At 69.1% G+C, this 12,845-nt stretch carries 12 protein-coding genes and 1 pseudogene; 9 read left to right on the forward strand and 4 right to left on the reverse strand.

The annotated features are described in order from the left end of the window. The first annotated feature begins 86 nt into the window (after positions 1–86). Positions 87–887 (forward strand): putative hydro-lyase, encoded by an 801-nt coding sequence (locus tag ELQ94_RS00785; RefSeq protein WP_127046220.1) that lies wholly within the window; start codon positions 87–89, stop codon positions 885–887. Positions 888–1,076: 189 nt separating this feature from the next. Here the strand turns inward: ELQ94_RS00785 and ELQ94_RS00790 are convergent, their stop codons facing one another. The 3 genes and pseudogenes from ELQ94_RS00790 to ELQ94_RS00800 all read right to left on the reverse strand — a co-directional run bounded on the left by ELQ94_RS00790 (position 1,077) and on the right by ELQ94_RS00800 (position 3,492). Continuing rightward, entirely contained in the window at positions 1,077–1,916 is an 840-nt protein-coding gene (locus tag ELQ94_RS00790; protein ID WP_127046222.1) for a Rossmann-fold NAD(P)-binding domain-containing protein, read from the reverse strand. Between the two features lie 283 nt (positions 1,917–2,199). Continuing rightward, positions 2,200–2,523: pseudogene (locus tag ELQ94_RS17480) on the reverse strand (DUF1016 N-terminal domain-containing protein); the annotation flags it as partial. Positions 2,524–2,598: 75 nt separating this feature from the next. Continuing rightward, positions 2,599–3,492: an arginase family protein gene (locus ELQ94_RS00800; protein ID WP_127046224.1), complete on the reverse strand. Its 894-nt coding sequence runs from the start codon at positions 3,490–3,492 to the stop codon at positions 2,599–2,601. A 412-nt stretch (positions 3,493–3,904) separates the two neighbouring features. Here ELQ94_RS00800 and ELQ94_RS00805 point away from each other — a divergent pair, with 412 nt between their 5' ends. The 5 genes from ELQ94_RS00805 (at position 3,905) to ELQ94_RS00825 (ending at position 9,807) form a co-directional block, all read left to right on the forward strand. Beyond that, positions 3,905–4,891, forward strand: a complete 987-nt coding sequence (locus ELQ94_RS00805; protein WP_127046226.1) for an ABC transporter substrate-binding protein — start codon at positions 3,905–3,907, stop codon at positions 4,889–4,891. A gap of 114 nt (positions 4,892–5,005) precedes the next feature. Beyond that, positions 5,006–6,625, forward strand: a complete 1,620-nt coding sequence (locus ELQ94_RS00810) for a sugar ABC transporter ATP-binding protein (protein WP_127046228.1) — start codon at positions 5,006–5,008, stop codon at positions 6,623–6,625. Then, positions 6,622–7,665, forward strand: a complete 1,044-nt coding sequence (locus ELQ94_RS00815) for an ABC transporter permease (RefSeq protein ID WP_341807712.1) — start codon at positions 6,622–6,624, stop codon at positions 7,663–7,665. Before ELQ94_RS00810 ends, ELQ94_RS00815 begins: the two co-directional genes overlap by 4 nt. Continuing rightward, positions 7,662–8,711 carry a galactofuranose ABC transporter, permease protein YjfF gene (gene yjfF, locus ELQ94_RS00820; protein WP_243696805.1) on the forward strand — a complete coding sequence of 350 codons (1,050 nt, stop codon included), beginning with the start codon at positions 7,662–7,664 and terminating at the stop codon, positions 8,709–8,711. The genes ELQ94_RS00815 and yjfF overlap by 4 nt, the downstream gene beginning before the upstream one ends. Before the next feature lie 70 nt (positions 8,712–8,781). Further along, on the forward strand, positions 8,782–9,807 hold the full coding sequence (locus ELQ94_RS00825) for a LacI family DNA-binding transcriptional regulator (protein ID WP_127046232.1): 1,026 nt from the start codon (positions 8,782–8,784) through the stop codon (positions 9,805–9,807). A 75-nt stretch (positions 9,808–9,882) separates the two neighbouring features. Here the strand turns inward: ELQ94_RS00825 and ELQ94_RS00830 are convergent, their stop codons facing one another. Next, entirely contained in the window at positions 9,883–10,167 is a 285-nt protein-coding gene (locus ELQ94_RS00830; protein WP_127046234.1) for a helix-turn-helix domain-containing protein, read from the reverse strand. 65 nt (positions 10,168–10,232) lie between these two features. On the opposite strand from ELQ94_RS00830, the gene map reads away from it, so the two are divergent. From map to ELQ94_RS00845, 3 genes are all read left to right on the forward strand, one after another. After that, positions 10,233–11,009, forward strand: a complete 777-nt coding sequence (map, locus tag ELQ94_RS00835) for a type I methionyl aminopeptidase (protein WP_127046236.1) — start codon at positions 10,233–10,235, stop codon at positions 11,007–11,009. Positions 11,010–11,104: 95 nt separating this feature from the next. Further along, complete coding sequence (locus ELQ94_RS00840) at positions 11,105–12,331, forward strand: trans-sulfuration enzyme family protein (protein ID WP_127046238.1); 1,227 nt, start codon at positions 11,105–11,107, stop codon at positions 12,329–12,331. A gap of 108 nt (positions 12,332–12,439) precedes the next feature. Continuing rightward, positions 12,440–12,844 carry a TOBE domain-containing protein gene (locus ELQ94_RS00845; RefSeq protein WP_127046240.1) on the forward strand — a complete coding sequence of 135 codons (405 nt, stop codon included), beginning with the start codon at positions 12,440–12,442 and terminating at the stop codon, positions 12,842–12,844. Position 12,845 lies beyond the last annotated feature (1 nt).

Genomic DNA, 12,845 nt, shown 5'->3' on the forward strand with positions numbered 1-12,845 from the left:
ACCGCGGGTGAAATGTCACCCGCGGTTCGCCGTTGCGTGCGCAAAACGCGGAGGTGCGGCGCGGGCACAGGGGTAGCGTTGAGGGCATGGCCTCTCTCGACATCCTCGACCGCGCCACGACCTCGCCAGCCGACGCCCGGGCGGCGTTCCGTTCGGGGCGTGTGGAACCGACCGCCGGCTGGTCCCGCGGGTACGCGCAGGCCAACATCCTGGCCCTCCCACGGGAGGATGCCTTCGACTTCCTCCTGTTCGCGCAGCGCAACCCGAAGCCGTGCCCGATCCTCGGTGTGCTCGAGGCGGGGAAGACGACCGGACCGCTGCTGGCCGGCGGCGACATTCGCACGGACATCCCGAGGTACACGATCTACCGCGACGGCGAGAAGGTCGACGAACCGACCGACGTCATGGAGCACTGGCGCGACGATCTCGTCACGTTCATCATCGGCTGCTCGTTCACGTTCGAGACCGCGCTGCAGGACGGCGGGGTGCGGATCGCGCACATCGACCAGGGCGTCAACGTGCCGATGTACCGCACGAGCACCGAGTGCGCTCCCGCCGGGTCCCTGTCCGGACCCCTCGTGGTGTCGATGCGGCCGATCCCCGCCGCGCAGGTCGCGGACGCCGTGCGCATCACGTCGCGTTACCCGGCCGTGCACGGCGCGCCCGTGCACGTCGGCAATCCGGAGGAGCTCGGTATCGCCGATCTCGCACGACCCGACTTCGGCGACGCCGTGACGATTCCCGACGGTCACATCCCCGTTTTCTGGGCGTGCGGCGTCACTCCGCAGGCGGCGGTCATGCGGTCCAGGCCGTCGTTCGCCATCGGTCATGCGCCGGGTCACATGCTCATCACCGACGCGCGCGACAGCGACTACCTCATTCCCTGATCCCGTCGCTCACCGCGCCGGCTCGGGCCCGTCGCTGATCGCTGCGACTCGAGCATCTCGTCGAGCGCGCCAGTCCGAGCCTGTCGCCGGGGGCTACGACCGCGCCCTGTTGGCGAGCGCTACAGATTTCGCCGAGCGCTACACGACCTCGTGGCGCGGTGGGCTGGAGCTGTAGCGCTCGGTGTCTTTTTATGCCGTTCTGGATGCGCGCCGGTGGTCCGCGACGAGCTCGGCGTAGCCGGCGCGGAAGTCCGGGTAGTCGAGACGGCCGAGGAGGGCGTGCAGGGCCGCGCCGTCGAAGACGTTGCCGTGGAGCCCGCTCTCGTCGGTGGCGGGCGGCGCCGTGACGTCGAGGAGGGACGCGATGTGGTCGACGACCGTGCGGAGTTCCACCGGCTCCTCGTCCACGGCGTGGAGCACCCGGGGCGGATCGGCCATCGTCAGCAGGGTCTCGAGTGCGCGCGCGAGGTCGCTCTCGTGGATGCGGTTGGTGATCCGCCCGGCGTCGATGGACGGGGCCGTCAGGGTCTGGCGGATCAGGAAGTCGCGCCCCGGTCCGTAGATGCCGACCGGTCGGAGGATGATCGCATCGAACTGGGCGACGGCGGCCTTCTCGGCATCGAGCAGCATCTGCGCCCGCTCGGTCTCGCCCGTCGGCTCATCGCTCTCCGTGATCGGCTGAGGCCCGCTCCAGCCGTCGAAGACACCCGTCGTCGAGACGAAGACCGTGCGGGCGGGCGGTGTCGGCAGTGCGGCGGCCAGTCCCGCGAGGGCCGAGCGGTAGTCGCCGCCCACGGCGCTCGGGGTCAGGGTGATGACGAGCGCGTCCGCGGCCGGGAGAGTCTCGTCGATCGGCGCGGTGAGATCCACAGGGATCGACGTGAACGCCTCCGGCAGGGAGCTCACATCGCGCCGGAGTGCCACGACGCGACCGCCCGCCGCGATGAGGAGCTCGCCGAGCGCCGTCCCGAGCTTTCCGCATCCCGCGAGGAGGGTCGTGGTGGGTACGTCTGCAGGAGGAGTGGTCACACAGCGACTGTCCCACACGCGGCTCGACGCAGACCGAGAGTCGCGTCCGGCCCAGTCGTGATCCTCGGCTCGGGCTCGGGCTCGGCCCGGGCCCGAGCTCGCGGAGCGTGTCGACGATGCGATCGACGAGCCGCTCCTCGAGCTGGCGCTCCGGAGCGTCGCCGTCGACGGCGCGGAAGTCGAGCGCATACGGGTCTCGTGTTATCTGATGCGCGAGCTCCGAGTCGGGCTCAGACAGAGCGCCCGCGAAGTTCGTCCGTGCCGCGGCCTCGCGGGTGTGGAGTCGGGTGGTGATCTGATGGGCGAGGACGGCTCGCGACCAGCCGTGTGCGACGTCCTTCGCCGCGTACCAGTCGCGGAGATCCTGGTCGTCGAGCTTGTCGAGAAGCTCGGTGACATGACCCCACGGCAATTGTGCAACAGGCTGTTGCACCCCGCTGCCCCACGCCTCCTGCTTCTGCCGCTCGAGGATCGTATGCCCGATATGCCACCAGAGCAGGAGCAGCTCGGTGTTCACCTCCCGCTGGGCGGCGAAACGAGCGGTATGGACTTGCCGCTTCAGCTCGTCGAGGGTGGACGCGTAGTCGTCGGGAATCAGTGCGCTCATGCATCGAGGGTCCCCGCCGCCACCGACATTCGGAGGATCTCCTTCACAGGGTGGAATGCGTCCGACCACGGCACCTCACCCTGCTGCGACGACCTCCCCGAGCATCGCGACGAGGCGAGGGATCGCCGACGGATCGGCGCGAGCGTGAGCCGGATCGAGCTGGCCGATCGAGAGCCCGCGGCAGTCCGGGTCGCGCCACAGCTCGGCGAGCGCGCGCCCCAGCTGCTCGATCGTCGGTCCGCTGTTGCGGCCGTTCACGTTCTCGGCGATCGGTGCGTCGAGGAAGTCGAGGACGTCGACGTCGAGGTGCACCGCGAACGGGCCCTCGGACAACGCGGTGCGTGCTGCACGCGCCGCATCGGCGGGTTGTTCGACGAGCGCCTCCTGCGAAACGACGATGAGACCGAGCTCCTCGACGGCCTCGCGCTCACCCTCCGTCGAGGCCATCGGCTCGTGCCCGAGGTAGACGAGGTCGGCGGGGGAGAGGAGCGGTGCGTGGCCCGTCGCGTTCGCGAGTCCCTCCGCCGCACCGTCCACGGCGAGCGCGTGCGCCATCCCCATCCAGCTGAGCGACCCCTCCCGCGTGGAGTGCGGGGTGTTGAGGTCGAGGTGACGGTCGACGTAGACGAGCCGTGCGCGGCCCTCACGCTCGACGAGCGCCGCGCACACCCCGAGGGCGACGGTGCACGCGCCGCCCAGGACGAGGACCCGGCCATCGTCGAGCCCGGCGGCGACCGCATCGGCCAGCTCTCGCATCGCGAGGATCTCCTGATCGACGTTCTGGAGGAGCGGGCTCTCGCGGTCCGGTGTCCACGACCGCTCCGTCAGGTCGCCGGCGTCGACGATGTCGCGTCCGGTGGCCTCGAGAGCGTCGATGAGACCGGCCTCGCGCAGTGCTGCCGGTGCGCGCTCGACACCCACGCCGTACGCACCGGCACTGTCCGGAACCCCGATGACCGTGACCCTCATGGCGCCTCCTTCGTCGGGACAAGTCAAATGCCACGGGGCGCGGTGGGAAAGGGGTTCTCCTGCCGCGGAGCCGTCACATCCTGCCGCTGACGCCTCCGTCCCCGGCATTTGCGTGCGCATTTTCCTTCTGCGGGTGATATCTCACCAGCACGACGCAGTTGCGTGCGCAAAACCGACCGGTGGTCTGTGCGGGCCGAGCAGGTGACCGGCGCGTAGAGCGCTCACAATCGCCCTGATCGTGACCGACACCCGTCATTCCGCGCATCACGAGACGGTAACGGTCTCTTGTGGTCACCAATTGTGATCGCTAACATCCTGACAACGGCATCATCGACGATGTCCCGGCAGACGTGTCCACACCTCCAATGGAGCGCACACAGCACGGCCGGATTGAACAAGGAGGTTCACTGACATGAAGAAGCGTTCCATCGGATTGGCCGCGGCGGGAGTCCTGCTCCTCGCCCTCACCGGGTGCGCAGCGGGCGGAGACGCCGGCGGCACGGGCGAGGGCCCGAAGCCCCTCGACGAACTCGTCGTCGGGTTCTCGCAGGTCGGCGCCGAGAGCGGCTGGCGCACCGCCAACACCACCGACATCCAAGGCGCGTTCGAGGACGCCGGCATCGAGCTGAAGTTCTCCGACGCGCAGCAGAAGCAGGAGAACCAGATCAAGGCGATCCGCTCCTACATCCAGCAGCAGGTCGACGTGATCGCGTTCTCGCCGGTCGTGGAGTCCGGCTGGGACGCCGTCCTCAACGAGGCGAAGGCCGCCGGCATCCCCGTGGTCCTCACGGACCGCGCCGTCGACTCCGCCGACGACTCTCTCTACGTCTCCTTCCTCGGATCCGACTTCGTGGAAGAGGGCAAGAAGGCCGGCGAGTGGGTCGTCGAGGAGTACGCGGACGCGGACGACGTGAAGATCGTGCAGCTCGAGGGTACGACGGGCGCCGCACCGGCGATCGACCGTGCCGAGGGCTTCGCCGACGTGATCGGCGCCGACGACAAGTTCGAGATCGTCGCGAGCCAGACCGGTGACTTCACGCGTGCCGGCGGCAAGCAGGTCACGGAGGCGCTCCTCAAGTCCAACCCGGACATCGACCTCATCTACGCGCACAACGATGACATGGGTCTCGGCGCGATCGAGGCCATCGAGGCCGCCGGCCTCACCCCGGGAGAGGACATCAAGATCGTCACCGTCGACGCCGTGAAGGACGGCATGCAGGCCCTCGCCGATGGCAAGATCAACTTCATCGTCGAGTGCTCGCCGCTCCTGGGGGAGCAGCTCGTCGAGATCGTGACGCAGATCAACGACGGCGAGACGCCCGAGAAGCGCATCGTCACCGAGGAGACGACGTTCACGCAGGAGCAGGCCGTCGAGGCCCTCCCTGACCGCCAGTACTGAGGCTCGTCTAGAACCACACGCACCACCGGCGGGTGGTCGGCGAGAGCCGGCCACCCGCCACACCGCACCACGACCCCGCACCACCCGAACGCACAGCACCTCGATGGAGAGATCATGCTCGATACGGCCCAGGCGAGACCTCCGGCCCCCGCCGCCCACCCGGAACCGATCATCGAGATGACGGACGTGTCGATCTCGTTCCCCGGGGTGAAGGCGCTCGATCGCGTCGACTTCCGCATGTTCCCCGGCGAGGTCCACTCGCTCATGGGAGAGAACGGTGCAGGGAAGTCGACGATCATCAAGGCCCTCACCGGGGTCTACGGCATCGACGAGGGCACCATCACCGTGAACGGCACGGCCGTCTCGTTCGCCGGCCCCGCCGGCGCGCAGGAGGCTGGCATCGCGACGGTGTACCAGGAGGTGAACCTCCTCCCCAACCTGTCGGTGGCCGAGAACATCATGCTCGGCCGAGAACCGCGGCGCTTCGGCTCCATCCACTGGAAGGCCATGCGGGCGCGCGCGGCCGAGCTGCTCGCCCAGCTGCGTCTCGACATCGACCCGGCCTCGCTCCTCGGCTCCCACTCGCTCGCCGTGCAGCAGCTCATCGCCATCGCGCGGGCGATCGACGTCGACGCGCGCGTGCTCATCCTCGACGAACCCACGTCGAGCCTCGACGCCGACGAGGTCGCCGAGCTCTTCCGGGTCATCAAGAACCTCAAGGAGGACGGCGTCGCGATCCTCTTCGTCTCGCACTTCCTCGACCAGATCTACGAGATCACCGACCGGCTGACGGTGCTCCGCAACGGCCAGCTCGTGGGTGAGTATCTCACCGAGGAGCTCCTGCGTATCGATCTCGTGCAGAAGATGATCGGCAAGGAGCTCGCGACCCTCGACGACCTCTCCACGCGCGTCAAACAGACCGCGAACGAGGAGGACGACGCCGCGGTGCCGTCCTTCGTCGTCGCCCGCGGCCTCGGCAAGCGCGGCACGATCGAGCCCATCGACCTGACGATCGGGGAGGGGGAGGTCGTCGGCCTCGCGGGCCTGCTCGGCTCGGGCCGCACCGAGCTCGCCCGGCTCCTCGGCGGCATCGACCGCGCCGACGCCGGCGCGAGCGTCACCATCGGAGGTGCGCCGACCAAGCTGCGCACCCCGCGCCAGGCCATCTCGAAGCGCATCGCCTACTCGTCGGAGAACCGGCGAGAGGAGGGCATCATCGGCGACCTGACCGTGCGCGACAACATCATCCTCGCGCTGCAGGCCGACCGCGGCTGGTTCCGGCGCATCCCGAAGAAGCGGCAGGAGGAGCTCACCCGCAGCTACATCGAGACGCTCAACGTGCGGCCGGCGAACCCCGACGCTCTCGTCCGCAACCTCTCGGGCGGAAACCAGCAGAAGGTCCTGCTCGCACGCTGGCTCGCGATCGCACCCCGGCTGCTCATCCTCGACGAGCCGACGCGTGGCATCGACATCGGCGCGAAGGCCGAGATCCAGAAGCTCGTCTATTCGCTCGCCGAGAACGGCATGAGCGTCGTCTTCATCTCCGCCGAGATCGAGGAGGTGCTGCGCCTGTCGCACCGCATCGCGGTGATGCGCGACCGTCGTCTCGTCGCGGACATCGAGAACGACGGCCTCACCGTGGACGAGCTCCTCGCCCTCATCGCCGACGGATCGGCCGTGGACGAACCCGAACTCCCCGCCACCACCACCCCACAGAGAGGAGACGGGTCGTGAAGACTCTCGTCGCCCGCGCCTTCTCGAGCCGACTGTTCTGGCCCGTCGCCATGCTCGTCGTGCTCGTCGTCATCAACGTCATCGCCTTCCCCGGCTTCCTCTCCATCACGGTGAAGGATGGCCACCTCTTCGGCTCGATCATCGACATCCTGCGCAACGGCGCCCCGATGCTCATCATCGCGATCGGGATGACCCTCGTGATCGCGACGCGGGGCATCGACCTCTCCGTCGGCGCAGTCTGCGCGATCTCCGGGGCGGTGGCGTGCTCGATCATCCTCGGGTCGTCGGACCCCGGCAGTATCACGACCGTCGCCACGGCCGTCGCCGTCGCCGTCGTCATCGCGCTCGTCCTCGGCCTCTGGAACGGCTTCCTCGTCTCGGTGATCGGGATCCAGCCGATCATCGCGACGCTCGTGCTCATGACGGCGGGCCGCGGTATCGCGATGCTCATCACGGAGGGGCAGATCCTCACCGTGAACTCGCCGCCGTTCAAGGCGATCGGTTCCGGCTTCGCCCTCGGGGTGCCGATCGCGGTGCTCATCGCGGCCGTGATCTTCGCGGTCGCCGCCCTGCTCACGCGCCGCACGGCCCTCGGCATGCTCATCGAAGCCGTGGGCATCAACCCGGAGGCGAGCCGGCAGGCGGGTGTCCGCGCCCGCGGTCTCCTGTTCGCCGTCTACACGTTCTGCGCCCTGTGTGCCGCGATCGCCGGGCTCATCCTCACCGCCAACCAGACGGCGGCCGACGCGAACAACACGGGGCTCTTCATCGAGCTCGACGCGATCCTCGCGGTCGTCATCGGGGGCACGTCGCTCGCGGGCGGTCGCTACTCCCTCGTCGGCACCCTCGTCGGGGCGCTCGTCATCCAGACCCTCGTCACGACCGTCTACACGGTGGGGATCTCCCCGATCGTGACCATGGTGTTCAAGGCCGCCGTCGTCACCGCGGTCTGCCTCCTCCAATCGCCGGCCACGACGGCGGCGATCGGGCGATGGCGGAGACGGCTCGCGCCGCGAGTCGCCGTGGAGGTGGCATCGTGAGCACCCTCGCCCCCGAGCGCGCCCCGCGCTCCGAACAGCCGGCCCCGCGCCGCTCGGCCTCCCGCCCCGCGCTCGTCGAGCGCGTCCGCGACGTCTTCACGAGCCCGAAGTCCGGTCCCGTGCTCGTCACCGCGATCCTCTTCGTCGCCGTGTTCGCGGTGGGCGGGGTGCGCTACCCCGCGTTCCTCTCCGGTCAGGTCTTCCTCAACCTGTTCGTCGACAACGCCTACCTCATCGTGCTCGCCGTCGGCATGACCTTCGTGATCCTCACGGGCGGCATCGACCTCTCGGTGGGTGCCGTCGTGGCGCTCTCCGGCATGATCGCCGCGAGCCTGCTGCAGAGCGGCTGGTCCCCGGGTGTCGTCATCCCGCTCATCCTCGTGATCACGAGCGTGCTGGGGTTGCTCGTCGGGCTCATGATCCACGTGTTCGAGGTGCAGCCGTTCATCGCGACGCTCGCGGCCATGTTCCTCGCCCGCGGGCTCTGCTACGTGATCTCGCAGAACTCCATCTCCATCACGGAGCCCACGTTCGTGGCGCTCGCGGTGACGCGCATCCCGCTGGGAGGCGGTCTCAGCATCACACCGAGCGTCGTGATCGTGCTCGTCGTGATCGCGGTCGCCGTGTGGGTGCTGCACTTCACGCGCTTCGGTCGCACGGTGTACGCGATCGGCGGCGGCGAGCACTCGGGCATGCTCATGGGGCTGCCCGTCGCCCGCACCAAGGTGATCGTCTACGTGATCAGCGGCTTCTGCTCCGGCCTCGCGGGGGTGCTCTTCACCTTCTACACGCTCTCCGGCTATCCGCTGAGCGCGATCGGCACGGAGCTCGACGCGATCGCGGCCGTCGTCATCGGCGGCACGCTCCTCACGGGCGGTTTCGGGTTCGTGCTCGGTTCGGTGCTCGGGGTGCTCGTCCTCGGCATCATCCAGACGATCATCACGTTCGAGGGCACGCTCTCGAGCTGGTGGACGCGCATCTTCATCGGCGGCCTGCTCCTCGTCTTCATCATCCTGCAGAAGGTCCTGACATCGCGGCGGCGCTGACGAGCTGCGACCCAGGAACCACGCGCTACCCTGTCGAGAAGCGCACGCCCGCGCCGACGAGGAGCCGACCGTGAGTGAACCCGAGAGAGCGCGGGCCGCGACGATCTTCGACGTCGCGCGGCTCGCGGGGGTCTCGCACCAGACGGTCTCGCGAGTGCTCAACGACCTGCCCAATGTGCGGCCGGCCACGCGCGAACGGGTCGAGAAGGCCATCGCGCAATTGCGGTACGTGCCGTCGCCCGCGGCACGGGCGCTCGTCACGCGGCGCTCGCGCACGATCGGGCTCGTCGTCACGGGGGCGCACGAGCGCGGCCCGTCCTCCACTGCTCTGCACTTCAACGCGGCCGCGCGCGACGCCCGCTACGCGGTGATCACGGCCAGCATGATGCGAACGGACGTCGCGGAGCTGCGTGCGGCGGCCGAGCTGCTCGTGCGGCAGAACGTCGAGGCGATCGTACTCATCGCCACCGACCGCTCGGGCGTCGACGCGCTCGAGGGAGTCGAGCTCGGGGTGCCACTCGTCACGGTGGCCTCGGAGCAGCGAGGTGTCCGTCACCGCGTGACCCTCGATCAGTTCGCCGGCGCTCGCGCGGCCGTCGAGTATCTCGTAGAGCTCGGCCATCGCGAGATCCGTCACGTCGCGGGTCCGGAGGGATCGATGGACGCGTCGGAGCGCGCGCGGGCGTGGTTCCAGGTCTTGTCGGACCGTGGGCTCGTCGCGCGCGAGCCGATGCAGGGGGATTGGACACCGGAGAGCGGGTTCGAGCGCGGCCGCGCCCTCGCCGAGCAGCGCGACTTCACGGCCGTCTTCGTCGCGAACGATCAGATGGCCATCGGCGTGATGAGAGCGTTCGCGGTCGCAGGGCTCGACGTGCCGGGGGATGTGAGTGTCATCGGCTTCGACGACCTGCCCGAGTCCGAGTTCCTCTCCCCGCCGCTCGCGACGGTGCGGCAGGACTTCCACGGTCTCGGCGGCGACGCCATGGCGCTCGTGCTCTCGGCCCTCGGTGACGAGGCCACCCCGGATCCGCCGTTGCGCCCCACGGAGCTCGTCGTCCGCGGCAGCGTCGCGCCTCCTGCCCCCCACCTCCCGTGAGGTGTCGCAATCTGTTGCCTCATCGTCCCGTGAGACAACAGATTGCGACACCTCAGGAGAGGTGAAGGAGGGGGATCAGGAGGCGAGGCGCTTGCGGGCGGGTGCGGACGGGCGTTCGGGCTGCTCGATCTCGGTCCAGACGGCGTCGAGGGAGAGCCCGAGGCAGTGGGCGATCGCTGCGATCGTGGGGAACGAGGGCGTCGCGATGCGGCCGGACTCGATCTTCCGCAGCGTCTCCGGGGACACGCCGGCGTCGAGGGCGACGGTGAGCATGGACCGCTCGCCGCGCGCTCGCCGGAGGAGGGCGCCGAGGCGCTGACCGCGTTCGACCTCGGCGGGGGAGAGGGGGAGTCGGACCATGCTCCGATTGTAATACCGGGATGATATGGCCGGTATAGTTATTGGTTCCGCGAGAAAGGCGCCGCATGATCGAGATCCTCACCCCCGTCGAGATGGACAGGGCCCGCGCGACGGGCGCCCTCGTCGCCCGCATCCTCCAGACCATGAAGAGCCGCGCGGTCGTGGGCACGAATCTGCTCGAGATCGACCGCTGGGCGCGCGAGATGATCCTCGAGGCGGGAGCCGTCTCCTGCTACGTCGACTACGCGCCGTCCTTCGGTGACGGACCCTTCGGTCACTACATCTGCACCTCGGTGAACGACGCCGTGCTGCACGGCCGGCCGCGTGACCAGGTGCTCCGCGACGGCGACCTCGTCACTCTCGACCTCGCCGTCTCGCTCGACGGGGTCGTCGCCGACTCGGCGATCTCGTTCCTCGTGGGTGACGCGCGACCGGCGTCGAGCGTCGCCATGATCGCGGCCACGGAACGCGCCCTCGCCGCGGCGATCGACGTCGCCGGCCCCGGCGCGCGCATCGGCGACCTCTCGCACGCGATCGGCTCCGTGCTCACCGAGGCGGGTTACCCGATCAATATGGAATTCGGCGGACACGGCGTCGGATCGACGATGCACCAGGACCCGCACATCGCCAACGCCGGACGACCTGGCCGCGGCTACCGCCTGCGGCCCGGGCTCCTCCTTGCGATCGAGCCGTGGGTCATGGCCGACACCGACGAGCTCGTGACCGACGCCGACGGCTGGACGCTGCGGAGCGCCACCGGCTGCCGCACCGCGCACAGTGAGCACACGATCGCCATCACGGAGACCGGCGCCGAGATCCTCACCCGCATCCCCACCTCCTGACCTCCCGTGAGGTGTCGCGTTCTGTTGCCTGGCGAGGTGGAGAGGCAACAGATTGTGACACCTCACGGGCGGTAGAGGTTCGGTACGGTCGGGAGATGACCACGGAACCGGACAAGCACGACGCCTCCTCGGTCGGTGACCAGACCTGGGCGGTGCACGGCGGTAACACGATCGACGCCGGAACCGGCGCGGTGCGGACGCCGATCGTCATGGCGAACTCCTACCTGCTGCCGGAGGACCCGGCGTCGATGAACTGGTCGGCGACCGACGCCCTCATGTACACGCGCAACGGCGGGGTGAACCAGCTCGCCCTCGAGGCGAAGCTCGCGGCCCTCGAGGGTGGTGAGGAGGCGGTGACATTCGCGACCGGTGTCGCGGCGCTGCACGCCGTCTTCTTCACACTCCTGCGATCGGGCGATCACGTGGTCGTCTCGGACGTGACGTACGAGGCGGTCTGGCGGCTGTTCTCCGAACTCCTCCCCGAGCGCTACGGCATCGATGCGACCTTCGTCGACGTCTCCGACCTCGACGCGGTGCGAGCCGCGATCCGCCCGAACACGCGGATCATCCACGCCGAGACGATCGCGAACCCCACGACGAAGGTCGCGGACATCGCGGCGCTCGCCGCCGTCGCGCACGAGGCAGGAGCTCTCCTCACGGTCGATGCGACCTTCACCCCGCCGCCGTTCTATCGTGCTCTCCCGGATGGCGCGGATCTCGTGGTCCACTCCCTCACGAAGTACATCAACGGCCACGGTGACGCGATGGGCGGAGTGGTTGTCGGGTCGTCTGCGCTCGTCGACCGGATCCGCCACGACGCGCTCGTCGACGTGGGAGGCGTCATCTCGCCGTTCAACGCGTGGCTCATCATGCGCGGCTCCGTCACGCTCCCGCTCCGCCTCGCTCAGCACCTCGCGTCCGCGCAGCGGGTCGCGCACGTACTCGAGGACGACCCTCGGATCGCCTTCGTCGCCTTTCCCGGGCTCGCGAGCCATGCGCAGCACGAGCTCGCGACCCGTCAGTTCGGTGGACGCGGCTACGGCGGCATGCTCGCATTCGCTGTGGACGGCGATTCCGCGACGCAGAACCGGTTCGTGTCGAACCTCCGGATCATCACCTCGGCGGTGTCGCTCGGCCACGACGAGTCGCTCGTCGTGCACGTGGGCCCGGACGCGCGGGGTGGTAGCGCGGGCTACCCGGAGGGGTTCCGGACCTACGGTCACTTACGTTTGTCGGTCGGGCTCGAGGACGCCGACGATCTCGTCGCCGACATCCGCTCGGCCCTCGACCGCACCGACATCACCCCCGTCCGTCTCCCGTGAGGTGTCGCATTCTGTTGCCCGACGAGGCGGTGAAGCAACAGATTGTGACACCTCACAAGAGGGAGGGTGGGGTGTTAGGGGCGCAGATGCGGATGTAGAGTCTGTCTCGTGACGCAGATACGGGTGAAGGACGCCGCGCGCTTCCTCGGGGTGAGCGACGACACGGTGAGGCGCTGGATCGACACGGGTGTCGTCGCCGGCGAGAAGGACGCGGCGGGTCGGGGCGTCGTGGACGCCCTCGCGATCGCCCGGCTGGCCCGCGACAACGCGGTGCTGCCGGCGGACCCGTCGGAGATCGGCCGGTCGGCGCGCAATCGCCTCGTCGGTGTCGTCACCGAGATCACGACCGACACGGTCATGGCCCAGGTCGAGCTGCAGTGCGGCCCCCACCGCATCGTGTCGCTCATGAGCAGCGAGGCCGTGCGCGAGCTCGGGCTCGAACCCGGCTCCATCGCGATCGCGGTCGTGAAGGCGACGACGGTCATGATCGAGACGCCGGGCGGGAGGGCCTGAG

The sequence above is a fragment of the Labedella endophytica genome (genome assembly GCF_003990045.1).
Classification (GTDB): domain Bacteria; phylum Actinomycetota; class Actinomycetes; order Actinomycetales; family Microbacteriaceae; genus Labedella; species Labedella endophytica.